We start from the raw sequence: 16,285 nt of genomic DNA on the forward strand, positions 1-16,285 counted from the left end.
TATTATGTATGTTTTTTTAAAAAGATCTTTAGATGTAGTATTGTCTTTAATTGGAGGTGTATTATTGCTTCCTGTTTTTATTTTAGTAGTTTTGTTTATAAAGCTTGATTCAAGAGGACCAATATTTTTTAAGCAAAAACGCTATGGCATAAATAAGAGTTTTTTCTACATATACAAATTTAGAACGATGTATATTGATACCCCTAAAGATATGCCTACGCATTTGTTAGAAGACCCAACTAAGTGCATTACAAAAGTAGGAGCGTTTTTGCGCAAAACTTCATTGGATGAATTGCCACAGATTATCAATATTCTAAAAGGTGATATGAGTATAGTCGGACCTAGACCTGCTTTATGGAACCAAGATGACTTAATCGCTGAAAGGGATAAGTACAATGCTAACGATGTACCTGTCGGTTTAACTGGTTGGGCTCAAATAAATGGTCGTGATGAACTACCAATACCTGAAAAAGCAAAACTAGATGGTGATTATGTTAAAAATAAAAGTACCTTGCTAGATATGAAGTGTATTTTTTTAACAGCATTTTCTGTTTTCTCTAAGAAAGGTGTTGTTGAAGGTGGTACAGGATCTTTGAGTGAAAAAGAGGATATGAAGTGAAAAGAGTCCTAGTTACGGGGTTAAATAGTTATATAGGTAATTCATTTGCATCATTTTGTAAGGATGATTTTGTTATTGATAAGATATCTCTGCGTGATGATAGTTGGCAAAAATTAGATTTTTCTATATATGATAGTATTTTACATGTCGCTGGTATAGCTCATACATCTAGAAATGCAAACCTTGAGAGTCTTTATTATAAAGTGAATGTTGAGTTGACAACTAAGATTGCTAAAAAGGCTAAGCAAGATGGTGTTGGTCAATTTGTGTTTTTAAGTAGTATAATAGTTTACGGTGATAATAACTCACCTGTTAGTACTACAAAGGTTATAGATGAGAATACAAAGCCAAATCCAGATGATTTTTATGGCGATAGTAAGCTGCAAGCTGAAAATAGCTTAAAAACTCTTGAAGGTAGTGAGTTTAAAGTCGCTATTGTTAGACCACCAATGATATATGGTGAAGGCTCGAAAGGTAACTATTCTAAGTTAGCAAAGCTTGCAAAATATTCGTTAATATTTCCAAGTATCAAGAATCAAAGAAGTGTCTTACATATAGATAAATTATCTGAAGTACTAAGAGATATAGTTTGTCGAGTGCAGAGCGGTTTATTTAGACCTCAAGATGAGGATTATTTCTGTACATCTAAGTTTATTAAAGATTATCGGGCTACGTTAGGAAAAAAAACATTGTTAGTTAGTGTTTTTAATCCTTTTATCAGAATAGTTTCTAAGAAAGTGGTTATGCTAAGAAAAATGTTTGGTAGTCTAATTTATAAAAAGTAAGTGCGTTTAAAAGTGTTTTACTGATCAAATATCTAGAGAAACACTTAAAAAAATAATATACTATATTTATAAAGATTATTTAAAGTCAGAGTGAGAAATGGTGTGATAAATGTGATTTTATGTGGTGGTAGTGGAACTAGGCTTTGGCCAATTAGTAGGAAATTATTGCCTAAACAGTTTGTGAGAATGTTTGATAATGAATCACTTTTTCAACTTACTGTTAAAAGAAATGCAAAATTTTGCTCTGGTAGTTATATAGTATCTAACACGGAACAATTATTTTTAGCTAAAGATCAATTGTGTGATCTTAATAAATCAGATACAGGAACCTTTATAGTTGAACCTGTTGGGCGTAACACCGCTCCAGCAGTAGCTTTGGCCTGTATGGAAGCTGCGAGTGACGATGTTGTATTTATAACACCAGCAGACCATATTATTGATTGTGATGATGAGTATGAAAGGGTCATGCTTGAAGCTAAGAAGTTAGCTCAAGATGGCGGTTTAGTAACATTTGGTATAACGCCTGATCATCCAAATACTGGTTTTGGATATATCCAAGCAGGCAAGAACAATAGAGTTGAAAGTTTTCATGAAAAGCCGACTTTAGATAAAGCACAGAAATACCTTGATAGTGGTAAATATTTTTGGAATTCAGGAATGTTTATGTTTAAGGCAGGGGTATTTCTTGATGAGTTGAAAAAACACTCTCCTGAGATTTACAATGCAACTAAAATTGCATTTGATAATGCTAAAGCTATTGATGGAGATGTTAGTTTAGAAGATATGGCTAATATTCCTGAAGACTCTATTGACTATGCTGTGATGGAGAAATCCGATAAAATTAAGATGGTTGCTGCAAATATTACATGGAGTGATGTGGGTAGTTTTGACTCTCTTTATGAGCATATGCCAAAAGATGAGAATGGCAACGCATTGAATGATAATCATATATGTATAGACAGTAGCAATAACCTTATTTATGGTGGTGAGAAAAAAATTGCTACAGTGGGTGTCGATGATCTAATAATCGTAGATACTGGAGATGCTCTTTTAATATCAAAAAAAGGTAGTTCACAAAGAGTAAAAGAAGTTGTTAGTCTGCTTGATGATGGATTAAAAAACATTCATTTGAAAGCTTACAGACCTTGGGGTTCATATACAGTTCTAGAAGATAAACCTGGATATAAGATTAAGAAAATTGAAGTATCACCAGGTAAAAGACTATCTTTGCAAAAACACTTTCACCGAAGTGAGCATTGGGTGGTTTTGTCAGGTACTGCAACAGTAACCAATGGTGATGAGATTACTACGGTGAGACCTAACGAGTCTGTTTATATACGAATGGGTGATATTCATAGGCTGGAAAATAATGGTAGAATACCAATAGTGTTAATAGAAGCGCAAGTTGGTGAATATACTGGCGAAGATGATATTGTTCGCTTAGAAGATGATTATAATAGAGCTTAATATTTATTTTAAAATCTAAAACAAAAGGAATGAATGAAATGGAAAAAAAAGTAGCATTAATTACAGGTATTACGGGTCAAGATGGATCTTATTTAGCAGAGTTTTTATTAAAAAAAGGCTATGTTGTTCATGGTGTGAAAAGAAGAAGCTCACTTTTTAATACGGATAGAATAGATCATTTATATCAAGATCCTCATGTTGAAAATGCTGATTTTATTCTTCATTTTGGTGATATGACAGACTCTATGAATCTAACTAAAATTATTGCAGATACTCAGCCTGACGAGATTTATAACCTAGCAGCGATGAGTCATGTTCATGTAAGTTTTGAAACTCCTGAATATGTTTGTAATGCAGATGCTGCTGGTACTTTAAGAATACTTGAAGCAGTTAGACTTCTAGGTTTAGAGAAGAAAACTAGAATTTATCAAGCAAGTACTTCGGAGCTTTATGGTAAAGTTCAAGAAATACCTCAAACTGAGACTACGCCATTCTACCCAAGATCTCCTTATGCTGTTGCAAAGATGTATGCATACTGGATTACAGTTAACTATAGAGAAGCTTATGGGATGTATGCTTGTAATGGTATTTTATTTAATCATGAATCTCCTGTTAGGGGTGAAACTTTTGTAACAAGAAAAATTACTCGTGCAGCTTCTAAAGTGGCTCTAAATCTACAAGATAAACTATATCTTGGTAACTTAGATGCTAAAAGAGACTGGGGTCATGCTAAAGACTATGTAAGAATGATGTGGATGATCTTACAAGCAGAGCAGCCAGAAGATTGGGTGATTGCAACAGGTCAAACTACTACAGTTAGAGATTTTGTTAAGCTTGCATTTAGCTATGCAGGTATCGAGTTGGAATTTAAAGGAGAAGGTGTTGATGAGACTGGTGTCGTAGCATCTGTTGATAATGCTAGAGCATCGGAGCTTAATCTTGATTTATCACACTTAAAAGTTGGTCAAACAGTTGTGCTTGTAGACCCTAGATACTTTAGACCTACAGAGGTTGATCTTTTGATTGGTAATCCTGCTAAAGCTGAAACTAAACTTGGTTGGAACAGAGAGTATGATCTTAAAGACTTGGTTGATGATATGATGCAATCTGACTTAAAAATGATGACTAAAGATGTTTACCTTCAAAAAGGTGGCTACAAAACTATGAGCTACTTTGAATAGAGAGGGCATAATGAACAAAGAAAGTAAAATATATATTGCTGGTCATAGAGGGTTAGTCGGTTCTGCAATCGTTAAAAATCTTCAAAACAAAGGCTACAGTAACCTTGTTTATAAGACTCATAAAGAGCTAGATTTAACTGATAAAAATGCGGTTGAAGAGTTTTTTGTTACTGAAAAACCTGAATATGTGATTTTAGCAGCAGCTAAAGTTGGTGGTATTGTTGCTAATAATACTTATAGAGCTGATTTTATATATGATAATTTGCAAATCCAAAATAATGTGATTCATCAAAGTTATGTGCACGGTGTTAAAAAACTTCTGTTTTTGGGTAGTACCTGTATTTATCCTAAAAATGCTCCACAGCCAATGCCAGAAGACTGTTTGTTAACTAGTCCACTAGAATATACTAATGAGCCTTATGCAATTGCTAAGGTCGCTGGTATAAAAATGTGTGAAAGCTATAATCTTCAATATGGTACAAACTTTATATCGGTGATGCCTACTAATCTATATGGTCCAAATGACAATTTTGATCTAGAGAAGTCACATGTATTACCAGCGCTGATTAGAAAGCTTCATTTAGCTAAACTTTTGAATGAAGGTAATGTGGGTGATGTGGTTGCAGATCTTGGTATGTCTTCTGAGAGTGAAGCTTTAGACTATCTAAAAGGTTTCGGGGTTTCTAGTAGTTCTGTAGAAATATGGGGTACAGGTAAGCCAAGAAGAGAGTTTTTGTACTCGGAAGATATGGCTGATGCATGTGTATTCTTATTAGAAAACAGAGATTTCAAGGATACTTATGCAAATGATGTCGCTGAAGTAAGAAATACACACATTAATATTGGAACAGGTGTTGATATATCAATAAAAGAACTTGCAAAACTTATTAAAAGTGTTGTGGGTTTTGAAGGTGAGTTGGTGTTTAATGCTGATAAGCCTGATGGTACGATGGTTAAATTAACTGATCCTTCAAAACTTCATGGTTTAGGCTGGAAACATAAAGTTGAGCTTGAAGATGGTGTTAAAACAATTTATGATTGGTATTTAAATATCAATTAATTCAAAAAAATAACGTCTCAAGTTATAAGTTTCTTATTAATGTTACAGTAAGAAACTTTCTGTAATTGAAATCCTAGTCTTCTGATTATATACTCTATCTAGATAAATATATCCATAGGTGAAGATTTTACATGAAAGGAATAATTTTGGCTGGCGGCAGTGGGACGAGACTGTACCCAATTACAAAAGGAGTTAGTAAACAGCTGACACCTATTTATGATAAGCCTCTAATTTACTACCCACTATCTGTACTTATGTTGGCAGGACTGAAAGATGTTTTGATAATTACAACAGAAACTGATCAACCCAGTTTTAAAAATTTATTGGGTGATGGCTCAGATCTTGGGATTAATTTAGAGTATATAGTACAACCAAGCCCAGATGGTCTTGCTCAAGCCTTTATACTAGCGGAAGATTTTCTCGATGGTGATTCAGCATGCTTGGTTTTGGGGGATAATATTTTTTATGGTCATGATCTTCCTAAAATGTTTGCCAAAAGCATTCGTAACGTAACAGAGCGTAATAGTGCGAGTATATTTGGCTATTATGTAAATGATCCTGAAAGATATGGTGTAGCCGATTTTGACAATGAAGGTAATGTTGTTAGTATTGAAGAAAAGCCAGTTAAACCAAAGTCTAATTATGCGGTTGTAGGATTGTATTTTTATCCAAATGATGTCGTAGAGAAAGCTAAGCAAGTTGAGCCATCAGGGCGTGGAGAATTGGAAATATCTACTTTAAACGAAATATACTTGAAAGAATCAAGGCTAAAAGTTAAAACAATGGGTAGAGGCTACGCATGGCTTGATACGGGAACTCATGAGAGTATGCTGGCAGCTAGTAATTTTATACAAACTATAGAGGATAGACAGGGGTTGAAAGTTGCTTGCTTAGAAGAAATAGCTTATGAAATGGGTTATATATCTAAACAACATTTATTAGAGCTTGCCCAACCACTTAAAAAGAATCAGTATGGACAATACTTAATTAAAAGAGCTAGTGAAGGTGTTGTTAAAAGATGAAATTTATAAGAACATCAATACCAGATGTAATAATCTGTGAGCCTGTTGTTCATGGCGATGATAGAGGATACTTTGTAGAGACTTTTCGTGAGGATAAGTTGTTTGACTTCTTAGGTTATAAGATTGATTTCTGTCAAGATAATGAGTCTAAAAGTTCAAGAGGTGTACTTAGGGGGTTGCATTATCAGTTAGACCCTCATGCTCAAACAAAACTTGTAAGGGTTATTCAAGGTAGTGTTTTAGATGTTGCTGTTGATATTCGTAAAGGTAGCCCAACATTTGGGCAGCATGTGGCAATAGAGTTAAGTGCTAAAAATAAGAAGCAATTACTTGTACCTAGAGGGTTTGCTCACGGTTTTGTGGTTTTAGATGATGATACTGTCTTTGCGTATAAAGTCGATAACTATTATTCGCCGGAGTGTGATAGAGGGATAGCTTTTGACGATATAGGATTAGGTATAAATTGGCAGGTTGATACTGAAAAACTAAAGCTTTCAGAAAAAGACAAAAAGCAGCCGAAACTATTTAACATAAGTGATGACAAAGAGATATTTGATTTTAGAGTAAATTATTATGCCTAATACTATATTCAATATATTAATAACAGGCTCAAATGGCCAACTAGGAAGTGAAATAAGAGAATTAGAAAAAAAATATTCTTATAACTTTTTCTTTACAGATAGAACAAATATAAATATTACTTCTAATGATAGTATAAAAAACATCTGTGCATCTAATAAGATTGATACAATAATTAATTGTGCTGCATATACAGCTGTCGATAAAGCAGAAACTGATACAGAGAATGCAGACTTGATAAACAGAAAAGCAGTAGAGAAGCTAGCTATAGTTTCAAAAGAGTTAGATATAAGGTTTATACATATTTCAACTGATTATGTCTTTGATGGTGAAAACTATAAACCGTATATAGAGTCTGATATAACAAATCCTCAGGGTGTATATGGTGAAACCAAGTTAGCTGGTGATAATGCTATGCTAAAAGTAAATCCTAGAAATTCTATAATTATTAGAACATCATGGGTTTATTCTAGTTTTGGTTCAAATTTCGTGAAAACAATGCTTCGACTTGGCAGAGAAAGAGATACTCTAGATGTTATATTTGATCAGGTTGGTACTCCAACATATGCAAGAGATTTGGCATTAGCTATATTGGATATCTTACCAAAGATAAACAACGAAGAAGTTGAGGTTTATCACTATTCAAATGAGGGTGTAGCCTCTTGGTATGATTTCTCTAAAGAGATTATGGATATGACACAAATAAATTGTGTAGTTAATCCTATTGAAACGTCTGCTTATCCAACACCAGCGAAAAGACCTCACTACAGTTTACTTAATAAGAAAAAAATAAAAAACTCCTATGGTATAAATATTCCAAACTGGAGAGATTCACTAAAAGATTGTCTGAAAAAATTACAAAAGGGTTTATAGAATGAATTATAAAGCTAAAAATATATTGGTCACTGGTGCAGCTGGTTTTATTGGCAGTAATTATGTACGCATGATGTTAACTAGATATGATGATATAAAAATAGTCTCTTACGATAAGCTTACATATGCAGGTAATCTTGATAATTTAAAAGGTATGGATAATGAGCATAACCATACCTTTATAAAAGGTGATATTTGTGATGAGGTTTTAGTATATGAAACCCTTAAAAAATATAATATTGAAACTATAGTACACTTTGCAGCAGAGTCACATGTGGATAACTCTATTGCAAATCCTAAAGTATTTTTAGAGACAAATGTTATAGGTACATTCAACTTACTCAATCAAGCTAAAAGGTATTGGTTAGATGAGCAAAGTTTAGATCATACTGGCTGTAAGTTTCATCATGTATCAACAGATGAGGTTTATGGTACTCTTGATAAAGATGATCCAGCATTTACAGAAGATAAGGCTTATGAACCAAATTCACCATACTCAGCTAGTAAAGCAGGTTCTGACCATATAGTAAGAGCCTATTTACATACTTATAAGCTACCTGTAACTATATCTAACTGTTCAAACAACTATGGTCCATATCAGCATCCAGAGAAGCTAATACCTGTAGTTATCAAAAGTTGTATTAATCAAAAACTTATTCCTGTATATGGAGATGGTTCAAATATCCGTGACTGGTTATATGTGACAGATCACTGTGATGCTATTCAGACAGTAGTTGAAAAGGGTGTTATAGGTGAGGTGTATAATATTGGTGGTATCAATGAAGTTGACAACTTAACTCTTATAAATACTATTTGTAAGCTTATGGATGAATACAAACCAGAAAATGCTTCGCATAAAAATCTAATATCTTTTGTGGAAGATAGAAAAGGTCACGACTGGAGATATGCTATTGATAATAGTAAGATACAAAATGACTTAGGTTGGAAGCCTTCTCAAGATTTTGAGAAAATGTTTAAGCAGACTATTGAGTTTTATTTAGAGTAGGTTTGGTAAGTTTTTAATATATTAACACTCTACATCTAGTTTATGAAGATATAAAAAACATGTATATCAATGACTATTTCAATATCTTAGATTCCTTAAATCAGTATAAGTATTTAGATAAATATAGCTAATTAATTTTTGAAATTATATAATATCTATATATTTATATTCATTAATAAGTGTTAGAGCAACAATGTTTGATAACAAAAGTATACTAATAACTGGCGGAACAGGTAGTTTCGGTAAAAAATACACAGAAATTTTGCTTAAAGAATACAAGCCTAAAAAAATCATCATATTAAGTAGAGATGAGTTGAAGCAGTTTGAAATGTCTCAAACATTTGATCATCCATGCATGAGATATTTTATAGGAGATGTACGAGATGTTGAGAGATTGAAAGAAGCTATGCAGGGTGTAGACTATGTGATTCATGCAGCGGCACAGAAGCAAGTTGTAGCAGCTGAATATAATCCTATGGAGTGTATTAAAACTAACATACATGGAGCTGAGAATGTTATAAAAGCAGCTATAGTATGTAATGTAAAAAGGATTATAGCACTATCTACAGATAAAGCCGCTAACCCCATAAACCTATATGGTGCCACTAAGCTAGCATCAGATAAGTTATTTGTAGCCGCTAATAATATGGTTGGTAATAAAGATATTAGGTTTTCTGTTGTTAGATATGGTAATGTTCTTGGAAGTAGAGGCTCGGTTATTCCATTTTTTCAAAAGCTTATTGATGATGGCGCTATAGAACTGCCCATCACACATGCTGATATGACAAGGTTCTTAATAACACTAGAAGATGGTGTTAGATTTGTACTTAAAAATTTCGAGAGAATGCAGGGTGGAGAAATCTTTGTACCAAAAATCCCATCCATGTATATGACAGAGCTTGTGAAAGCAATGGCTCCTAATTTGGATCAAAAAATAATAGGTATAAGACCTGGTGAAAAACTTCATGAAATTATGTGTCCATCTGACGACTCTCATTTAACATTAGAGTTTCATGATCACTATGTACTTTGTCCAACCATTCAGTTTGCCCATAAAACAGACTTTACTAAAAACATGATAGATGAAACTGGTAGACCTGTAGAATTAGGTTTTGAGTATAATTCTGGTAATAACCATGATTTCTTATCACATGAAGAGTTTTTGGGTATGATGGAAAGGATGTAGTATGAACTTTATTCCGTATGGTAGACAAAACATCTCAGAAGATGATATTACTGCAGTTGTTGAAACATTAAAATCAGATTTTTTAACACAAGGTCCAGCTGTTACACTTTTTGAAGATGCAATTAAACAATATTGCGGGGTTAAGCATGGTTTTGCAGTAGCTAATGCTACATGCGCTTTGCACCTTGCTTATTTAGCTTTAGATATTGGTAAAGGAGATATCGTTTGGACATCGCCAAATACTTTTTTATCTACTGCTAATGCTGCACTTATGTGCGGTGCAGATGTTGATTTTGTTGATATATGTCCCAAAACATACAATATATCTGTAAAAAAGCTCGAGCAAAAATTAATAGAAGCTAAGAAGACAGGTAAATTGCCTAAAGTTGTAGCTCCTGTACACTTTGCGGGGCAGTCATGTGATATGAAGGAAATATGGCAATTATCACAAGAGTATGGATTTGCTGTTGTAGAGGATGCAGCCCACGCTATTGGTGGTAAATATTTAGATAAGCCGGTTGGTTCATGTGAATATTCTGATATTACAATATTTAGCTTCCATCCCGTTAAGATAATTACAACGGCTGAGGGTGGTATGTTGACAACTAATTCAAATGAGTTGTCAACAAAGATATCATCGCTTAGAACTCATGGTATGACTAGGGATTCAAAATTGATGACTAAAGAGTCTGAGGGTCCTTGGTTCTATCAAATGTTAGATTTAGGATATAACTATCGTATTACAGATTTACAATGTGCTTTGGGCTTATCTCAATTTACTAGGTTAGATATTATAGTGTCTAAGAGACATGAAATTTTAGGCAAATATAGAAAATTACTTAGTGATAAAGCTGGTGTTATAATACCTGAGCAAGCTGAATATTCGTATTCTGGCTTACATCTATATCCTATCCAAGTGCCGAAAGAGAAAAGGTTAGAAATTTTTGAACATTTACGAGCTAGTAATATAGGTGTCAATGTTCATTATATACCTGTGTATCTACAGCCATATTATGAGAAGCTAGGTTTTAACAAGGGGTATTGTCCTAACGCTGAGTCATATTATGAATCAGCGATTAGCTTGCCAATGTATCCTGACTTGACTGATGAGCAAATCAAATATATTTGTGAGAAACTCTTAGAGGTTCTATAAGATGAAACTAGCTATAATACCTGCTAGAGGTGGTAGTAAAAGAATACCTAAAAAAAACATCAAAGACTTTCATGGTAAACCATTGATAGCTTATTCTATTGAAACGGCTATAAAATCAAGATTATTTGATAAAGTGATAGTGTCAACTGATGATGCTGAGATTGTTAGTGTTGCGAAGCAGTATGGCGCGGATGTCCCGTTTGTAAGACCTGTAGAGTTAAGTGATGATTTTACTGGTACGCAAGCAGTTGTTGATCATGCTATTGATTTCCTTAAAGCTAATGGTGATGAGTATGATTTTGTCTGTACAATATATGCTACTGCTCCATTCTTACAAGAGAAGTACTTGATTGAGAGTTATAATAATCTAAATGATTCAGATGCTACAAATGCTTTTTCATGTACTAGTATGCCATTCCCTATCCAAAGAACATTTAAAATTACTAATGATAATAGATGTGAAATGTTTTGGCCAGAAAACTTCTCAAAAAGAAGTCAAGATCTAGAAGAAGCGTTTCAAGATGCTGGTCAGTTTTATTGGTATAAACAATCACAAAAAAATCTACAATATGATGATATTTTGTTTAGTGATATAAGTATACCGGTAGTTTTGCCTAGACATCTAGTTCAGGATATTGATACTTTAGAGGATTGGAAGAGAGCGGAGCTAATGTATGGTGCTCTTGTAAAGTCTGGTGAGATATAAATATGAATATCTTAATACGAGCAGATTCATCATTTGATATAGGCATAGGTCACATTATGCGTGATTTAGTTTTAGCTAAGCAGTATGCTAATGATAATGTCATATTTGCAACACAAGATTTACCGCATAATATTAATCATAAAATATTAGAGTCAGGCTTTACGATTGAATTACTTGAGAGTAATAAGTTTGAAAAGCTAGATATTCTGATTAAAAAACTACAAATAGATATGATTGTTATAGATCACTACGGTATTGACTATGAATTTGAAAGGCAGCTAAAGACTAGTAACTCTAATCTAAAAATTTTTGTATTAGATGATACATACGAAAAGCATTGTTGCGACATACTTTTAAATCATAATATAAGTGCTGATGAATCTAAATATACGGGTAAAGTTCCAGAGAATTGTGAACTTAGGTGTGGTTCAAAATATACTTTACTTAGGGAAGAGTTTATTATAGAAAAATCTAAGCCTAAAATAATAAATGAAAAAACTACAATATTTGTAGCAATGGGTGGAGCAGATCATAGTAATATAAATATTAATATCTTAGAAGTACTAAAAGATTTTGATAATACACAGGTTGATTTAGTAACTACGAATGCAAATAAGAATTTAGAAGCATTGAAGCGATATTGTAACAATAAGAAATGGATAAATTTACATATTAACTCAACAGAAATAGCTAAACTTATGAAAAATAGTGATTTTGCTATTGTAACGCCAAGTGTTACTGTTAATGAAGTTGTGTTTATGGAACTACCTCTTATAGCGATAAAAACTGCTGAAAACCAAGATGGTATATATCAGTACCTTGATAGTCAAAAATATTTATGTTTGGGTAACTATGATGCTGTGGGTTTAAAAAATAGGGTTATAGATGTATGCAAAACATTAAGCTTATAAATTTTATTGACTTATCGTTAGAACAAAAAGAAAAAGTCTTGGAATGGAGAAATCATCTAGATATAAGATCATATATGTATGATACTAATGAAATATCTTTAGAAAATCATTTAAACTTTATTGAGTCATTAAAGCATAGAGAAGATAAAAAATATTTTTTGGTACAAAATAGCAATATTGATATTGGGGTTATTGACTTTGTAACTATTAAGCCAAATAAAAGTCTAGATATGGGATTATATGCTGCTCCAGGAGTAAAAGGTGTTGGAAACCTATTGCTTACAGAAATCAAAAACTATGCTTTTGATGTTTTGAAAGTTAAAACAATAAATGCTGAAGTGTTTATTGAAAATGAAAGAGCTTATATGCTTTATTTGAAATATAATTTTGAAAGTACTGGAATTGAAAAAAATATAAATAATAAGAAAGTTATATGTATGGAGTTAAATAATGAGAATAGGTGAATTCGATTTAGATACAGAAGGTGTATTTATAATTGCTGAATTAAGTGCTAATCATGGTGGTGATATTGAGACTGCTAAGCAAACTATTAAAGCTGCGAAAGAAATAGGAGCTAATGCACTAAAATTGCAGACATATACAGCAGACACACTAACTCTTGATTCTGAGAATGAAGACTTTGTCATTAAAGGTGGTACTCTTTGGGATAGTCAAAAACTATATGACCTGTACAAGGATGCTTATCTACCATGGGAGTGGCATGAAGAATTATTCAGATATGCAAGAGAGATTGGTATAGATATATTCTCATCACCATTTGATAAAACTGCAGTAGACTTTTTAGAACGGTTTAGTCCAACGGCTTATAAGATCGCTTCTTTTGAGATTACTGATTATGGATTAATTGAATACGTTGCATCAAAAGGCAAGCCTATCATTATAAGTACAGGTATTGCTACAATTGATGAGGTTCAAGATGCTGTCAATATTTGTAGAAATGCTGGTAATAACGAAATAGTCCTTCTTAAGTGTACTAGTGCATATCCAGCGAAGTTTGAAGATGCTAATTTATTAACAATACCAAACTTAGCAGAAACTTTCGGTGTAATCTCTGGGTTTTCTGACCATACATTGGGAGCAACAGCACCTATAGTAGCTACAACTCTTGGTGCACAGGTTATTGAAAAGCATTTTATACTAGATAAGTCTATCGGTGGTGCTGATGCTGATTTTTCTTTAGATAAACAAGAGTTTGCAGAGATGATACAGGCAGTTAGAGATACTGAAAAACTTTTAGGTAAAGTGGATTATACACTTACAGATAAGAAGAAAAAAAGTAGGCAATTTGCTAGAAGCTTGTATGTAGCAAAAGACATAAAAGCAGGAGAGAAGTTCACAGAAGAGAATATCAGGAGTGTACGACCTGGTTATGGTATGCATCCTAAGTACCTAAAAGACATACTAGGCAAGGTTGCTGAGAAAGATTATGATTTTGGGGATAGGTTTGAGGAGTAGTACCGATGAATTAAGTTTTGTTTCTAAATATTTTCTTATAGATCGCTTTCAGCACAGCTTTAATCTTATCTTTTTTTGACATTAACCCAAAATTATACCACTTATTACTCTCTATTCTTAACATTTTATCTCTCATGAATTCAATCTCTTTAGAATGCATTAATGCTTTTTCTTTGGCTAGTATGTAAGCTTGTTCTGCAACCTGAAATATTGCACAAAAAACATCTAATGAAACCATATTTTTTTCACCAATTTCTTTTTTTGCCCATAGAAGGTTTTTTTTAGCATTTTTTGGGGAAGTGAATAGGAATGAAAATTTATTTGAAATAATTTCATATTTATACTGCTCAACATTATGGTCGAGTAAGTCTCTGTTATTTTTATAAAAAGGATCATCTCTATAGTCAGCCTTATTTATACTCTGATACGTTCCATAAACAGAAACTTTACAACCAGCATAAGATGCGTACAAGACATGTGAACCCATTGTATTTGTAGTCATATATTCAAAGTGCTTTAGAATTCTATTAACTCTAAGTAACCCATTTGCATCCTCTCCTTTAGATCCTATTATGAAGGGGACTCCTATTTTTTCAAATGAGTTAATCCAAAATCCTTTATCTACACAGTCTTGATGGATACAAACAACAATAAGGTTAAAATCATTTTTTATTTTCTGTATTTCTTTAATATATGTAGTCTCATCAAAATTATTTACATATGCAAAAGGCAAGCCAACAGCAATTGAGTTAATATCTTTAGAGTTCAAAAATTCCTGGTGAGATGTTTTGGCAACAAGCGTTACACTAATATGATCTCTAAGATTTTTCTTTATTTGAGGGACATACTTTAATTCCGTAAATAGCCATCCATGCTCCCAATTTATCGGTGCTGTATGAGTTATTCCCTTATTAAGCTTATTTTCTATAAACTTTGCTGCACCGTGGAGATCTTGCTCTCCTCGAATAACTGACATAGGCTCATACTTAGGTAGAGATTTTTCTATATCTTCAAGTGTTTTAGTTATATTATTTTTCATAATTGTAAAGTTTCATCAGGTTATAATTGTTTTCAAAGCAATTAAAAAAATTTGTAGAGTTATTATTGTAATGAAATCGTAACCCCACAAAACTAGAGCTGCTTATAATGTTACAAGTATATCATAGTTAATGCTACAGCCAATAAATGGGTTGGATTATCAGTAATAACTTATCTTTTCCAATTTTAGATATTAACAATGCTAGAAAATGAGAAGATGTAATAAATATTATATAGTAAAGTTTTTTATTAAAATTTTATGTATCAGCTATTAGTATTTAAAGATTCGAGTAAAATTGTATTTATTTAGAACACTCTCATTTAAAGATGATATAAGTTGACAGAAATTACATATATTATAGGATAAGTATTATTCAGAAGTCTCAGTAGAATTAGAGGTGTTATATACATTTTTGGCTGAGTTTAACCCAGATCTTTTTTTGATTAGATCTAATACTAGAGGGTCTTTTTTTTGAGATTCTCTAGGTGCAAATAGAGCCTTACATCTTTTAGAAGATTCAGGTCTAGGTTCTGACATATAATAGATAGCAAGAGAACGTCTAGATTCTTCACTAGGACATTTAATTGCTTCTGGTAAACCATGCCAACTATTACAAGTTGTGTCAAATATTACTGCTCGGTTAAAAATGGGTTTAACAGATTTAATTAGTTTTGAGGGTTGATTGTCTTTATCACAATGAGACCATAGCCCCAAGCTGCCACCCCAGTCAGGATTAAAATTCTCATTAATATAAAGTATTATATTTAAACGCCTTTCTAAACCAAGCTTAGGGTGGATGGAATAATCAAGATGCGTGTTTAACATTCCTCCAGCCTCATGAGCATGCCATCCACCACCATTAAGCCCTACATCAGGGAAGAGCTTAGTCTCAGGCATTAGTTTATTCAATTTTTCCATAAAAATATTACTGTTAAGGTATGAAAAAAATTTATACGTTACTTCAGGAAACAAATCCCAATTATTACATGTTCTTTTACGTTCAATTAAGTTTCTATAATCATACCAAATATCACTTTCAACAGCTGGGAACTCACCATCTAAAGCCTTTGCTAGCTTATAGTCTAGAAAATTATCTATAACAACGTGAGGGAAAGGTTTTGCATCAGTAAATTCTTTGCTCAGAGACTCAAAATCAGAAAAAACCATTTTCTCTAGCTCAATCATATAACCAACTTACTCGATAATTTATAACAATTAATGA

At 32.7% G+C, this 16,285-nt stretch carries 17 protein-coding genes; 15 read left to right on the forward strand and 2 right to left on the reverse strand.

The genetic code is table 11. The features are described 5' to 3' along the window. Positions 1-4 precede the first annotated feature (4 nt). The 15 genes from CDH04_RS02675 to pseI all read left to right on the forward strand — a co-directional run bounded on the left by CDH04_RS02675 (position 5) and on the right by pseI (position 14,024). On the forward strand, positions 5-619 hold the full coding sequence (locus CDH04_RS02675) for a sugar transferase (RefSeq protein WP_112869556.1): 615 nt from the start codon (positions 5-7) through the stop codon (positions 617-619). After that, positions 616-1,404, forward strand: coding sequence for an NAD-dependent epimerase/dehydratase family protein (locus CDH04_RS02680; RefSeq protein WP_112869557.1), 789 nt, complete (start codon positions 616-618; stop codon positions 1,402-1,404). Before CDH04_RS02675 ends, CDH04_RS02680 begins: the two co-directional genes overlap by 4 nt. Positions 1,405-1,506: 102 nt before the next feature. Further along, positions 1,507-2,871: a mannose-1-phosphate guanylyltransferase/mannose-6-phosphate isomerase gene (locus tag CDH04_RS02685; RefSeq protein ID WP_112870872.1), complete on the forward strand. Its 1,365-nt coding sequence runs from the start codon at positions 1,507-1,509 to the stop codon at positions 2,869-2,871. 38 nt (positions 2,872-2,909) lie between these two features. Continuing rightward, the gene (gmd, locus tag CDH04_RS02690; protein WP_112869558.1) at positions 2,910-4,052 is read left to right on the forward strand and encodes a GDP-mannose 4,6-dehydratase; all 1,143 of its coding nucleotides are present in this window, start codon (positions 2,910-2,912) and stop codon (positions 4,050-4,052) included. 10 nt (positions 4,053-4,062) lie between these two features. Next, complete coding sequence (locus tag CDH04_RS02695) at positions 4,063-5,112, forward strand: GDP-L-fucose synthase family protein (RefSeq protein WP_112869559.1); 1,050 nt, start codon at positions 4,063-4,065, stop codon at positions 5,110-5,112. Positions 5,113-5,243: 131 nt separating this feature from the next. Then, positions 5,244-6,134 carry a glucose-1-phosphate thymidylyltransferase RfbA gene (gene rfbA / locus CDH04_RS02700; protein ID WP_112869560.1) on the forward strand — a complete coding sequence of 297 codons (891 nt, stop codon included), beginning with the start codon at positions 5,244-5,246 and terminating at the stop codon, positions 6,132-6,134. Beyond that, entirely contained in the window at positions 6,131-6,715 is a 585-nt protein-coding gene (rfbC, locus tag CDH04_RS02705) for a dTDP-4-dehydrorhamnose 3,5-epimerase (protein ID WP_112869561.1), read from the forward strand. The genes rfbA and rfbC overlap by 4 nt, the downstream gene beginning before the upstream one ends. Beyond that, positions 6,708-7,586, forward strand: a complete 879-nt coding sequence (gene rfbD / locus CDH04_RS02710; RefSeq protein WP_112869562.1) for a dTDP-4-dehydrorhamnose reductase — start codon at positions 6,708-6,710, stop codon at positions 7,584-7,586. The genes rfbC and rfbD overlap by 8 nt, the downstream gene beginning before the upstream one ends. A 1-nt stretch (position 7,587) precedes the next feature. Then, complete coding sequence (gene rfbB / locus CDH04_RS02715) at positions 7,588-8,592, forward strand: dTDP-glucose 4,6-dehydratase (protein WP_112869563.1); 1,005 nt, start codon at positions 7,588-7,590, stop codon at positions 8,590-8,592. 193 nt (positions 8,593-8,785) lie between these two features. Continuing rightward, positions 8,786-9,778, forward strand: coding sequence for a UDP-N-acetylglucosamine 4,6-dehydratase (inverting) (pseB, locus tag CDH04_RS02720; protein WP_112869564.1), 993 nt, complete (start codon positions 8,786-8,788; stop codon positions 9,776-9,778). A gap of 1 nt (position 9,779) precedes the next feature. Then, the gene (pseC, locus tag CDH04_RS02725) at positions 9,780-10,931 is read left to right on the forward strand and encodes a UDP-4-amino-4,6-dideoxy-N-acetyl-beta-L-altrosamine transaminase (RefSeq protein ID WP_112869565.1); all 1,152 of its coding nucleotides are present in this window, start codon (positions 9,780-9,782) and stop codon (positions 10,929-10,931) included. Between the two features lies 1 nt (position 10,932). Further along, positions 10,933-11,637, forward strand: a complete 705-nt coding sequence (gene pseF, locus CDH04_RS02730) for a pseudaminic acid cytidylyltransferase (protein ID WP_112869566.1) — start codon at positions 10,933-10,935, stop codon at positions 11,635-11,637. A 2-nt stretch (positions 11,638-11,639) separates the two neighbouring features. Further along, a complete protein-coding gene (gene pseG, locus CDH04_RS02735) occupies positions 11,640-12,548 on the forward strand; it encodes a UDP-2,4-diacetamido-2,4,6-trideoxy-beta-L-altropyranose hydrolase (RefSeq protein WP_112869567.1) in 909 nt (302 codons plus the stop codon). Continuing rightward, the gene (pseH, locus tag CDH04_RS02740) at positions 12,527-13,012 is read left to right on the forward strand and encodes a UDP-4-amino-4,6-dideoxy-N-acetyl-beta-L-altrosamine N-acetyltransferase (protein ID WP_112869568.1); all 486 of its coding nucleotides are present in this window, start codon (positions 12,527-12,529) and stop codon (positions 13,010-13,012) included. The genes pseG and pseH overlap by 22 nt, the downstream gene beginning before the upstream one ends. Further along, positions 12,999-14,024, forward strand: coding sequence for a pseudaminic acid synthase (gene pseI, locus CDH04_RS02745; protein WP_112869569.1), 1,026 nt, complete (start codon positions 12,999-13,001; stop codon positions 14,022-14,024). Before pseH ends, pseI begins: the two co-directional genes overlap by 14 nt. A gap of 10 nt (positions 14,025-14,034) precedes the next feature. On the opposite strand, the gene CDH04_RS02750 is transcribed toward pseI, so the two are convergent. Both CDH04_RS02750 and CDH04_RS02755 read right to left on the reverse strand, forming a co-directional pair. Continuing rightward, positions 14,035-15,063: a hypothetical protein gene (locus CDH04_RS02750; protein WP_112869570.1), complete on the reverse strand. Its 1,029-nt coding sequence runs from the start codon at positions 15,061-15,063 to the stop codon at positions 14,035-14,037. 369 nt (positions 15,064-15,432) lie between these two features. Then, positions 15,433-16,248 carry a 2OG-Fe(II) oxygenase gene (locus tag CDH04_RS02755; RefSeq protein WP_112869571.1) on the reverse strand — a complete coding sequence of 272 codons (816 nt, stop codon included), beginning with the start codon at positions 16,246-16,248 and terminating at the stop codon, positions 15,433-15,435. Positions 16,249-16,285 lie beyond the last annotated feature (37 nt).

The sequence above is a fragment of the Francisella adeliensis genome (genome assembly GCF_003290445.1).
Lineage (GTDB): Bacteria > Pseudomonadota > Gammaproteobacteria > Francisellales > Francisellaceae > Francisella > Francisella adeliensis.

Coding starts and splice junctions, on each gene's coding strand:
- CDH04_RS02675 (WP_112869556.1), top strand. CDS start 5: ATGTATGTTTTTTTAAAAAGATCTTTAGATGTAGTATTGTCTTTAATT.
- gmd (WP_112869558.1), top strand. CDS start 2,910: ATGGAAAAAAAAGTAGCATTAATTACAGGTATTACGGGTCAAGATGGA.
- CDH04_RS02695 (WP_112869559.1), top strand. CDS start 4,063: ATGAACAAAGAAAGTAAAATATATATTGCTGGTCATAGAGGGTTAGTC.
- rfbA (WP_112869560.1), top strand. CDS start 5,244: ATGAAAGGAATAATTTTGGCTGGCGGCAGTGGGACGAGACTGTACCCA.
- rfbC (WP_112869561.1), top strand. CDS start 6,131: ATGAAATTTATAAGAACATCAATACCAGATGTAATAATCTGTGAGCCT.
- rfbD (WP_112869562.1), top strand. CDS start 6,708: ATGCCTAATACTATATTCAATATATTAATAACAGGCTCAAATGGCCAA.
- rfbB (WP_112869563.1), top strand. CDS start 7,588: ATGAATTATAAAGCTAAAAATATATTGGTCACTGGTGCAGCTGGTTTT.
- pseB (WP_112869564.1), top strand. CDS start 8,786: ATGTTTGATAACAAAAGTATACTAATAACTGGCGGAACAGGTAGTTTC.
- pseC (WP_112869565.1), top strand. CDS start 9,780: ATGAACTTTATTCCGTATGGTAGACAAAACATCTCAGAAGATGATATT.
- pseF (WP_112869566.1), top strand. CDS start 10,933: ATGAAACTAGCTATAATACCTGCTAGAGGTGGTAGTAAAAGAATACCT.
- pseG (WP_112869567.1), top strand. CDS start 11,640: ATGAATATCTTAATACGAGCAGATTCATCATTTGATATAGGCATAGGT.
- pseH (WP_112869568.1), top strand. CDS start 12,527: ATGCAAAACATTAAGCTTATAAATTTTATTGACTTATCGTTAGAACAA.
- pseI (WP_112869569.1), top strand. CDS start 12,999: ATGAGAATAGGTGAATTCGATTTAGATACAGAAGGTGTATTTATAATT.
- CDH04_RS02750 (WP_112869570.1), bottom strand. CDS start 15,063: ATGAAAAATAATATAACTAAAACACTTGAAGATATAGAAAAATCTCTA.
- CDH04_RS02755 (WP_112869571.1), bottom strand. CDS start 16,248: ATGATTGAGCTAGAGAAAATGGTTTTTTCTGATTTTGAGTCTCTGAGC.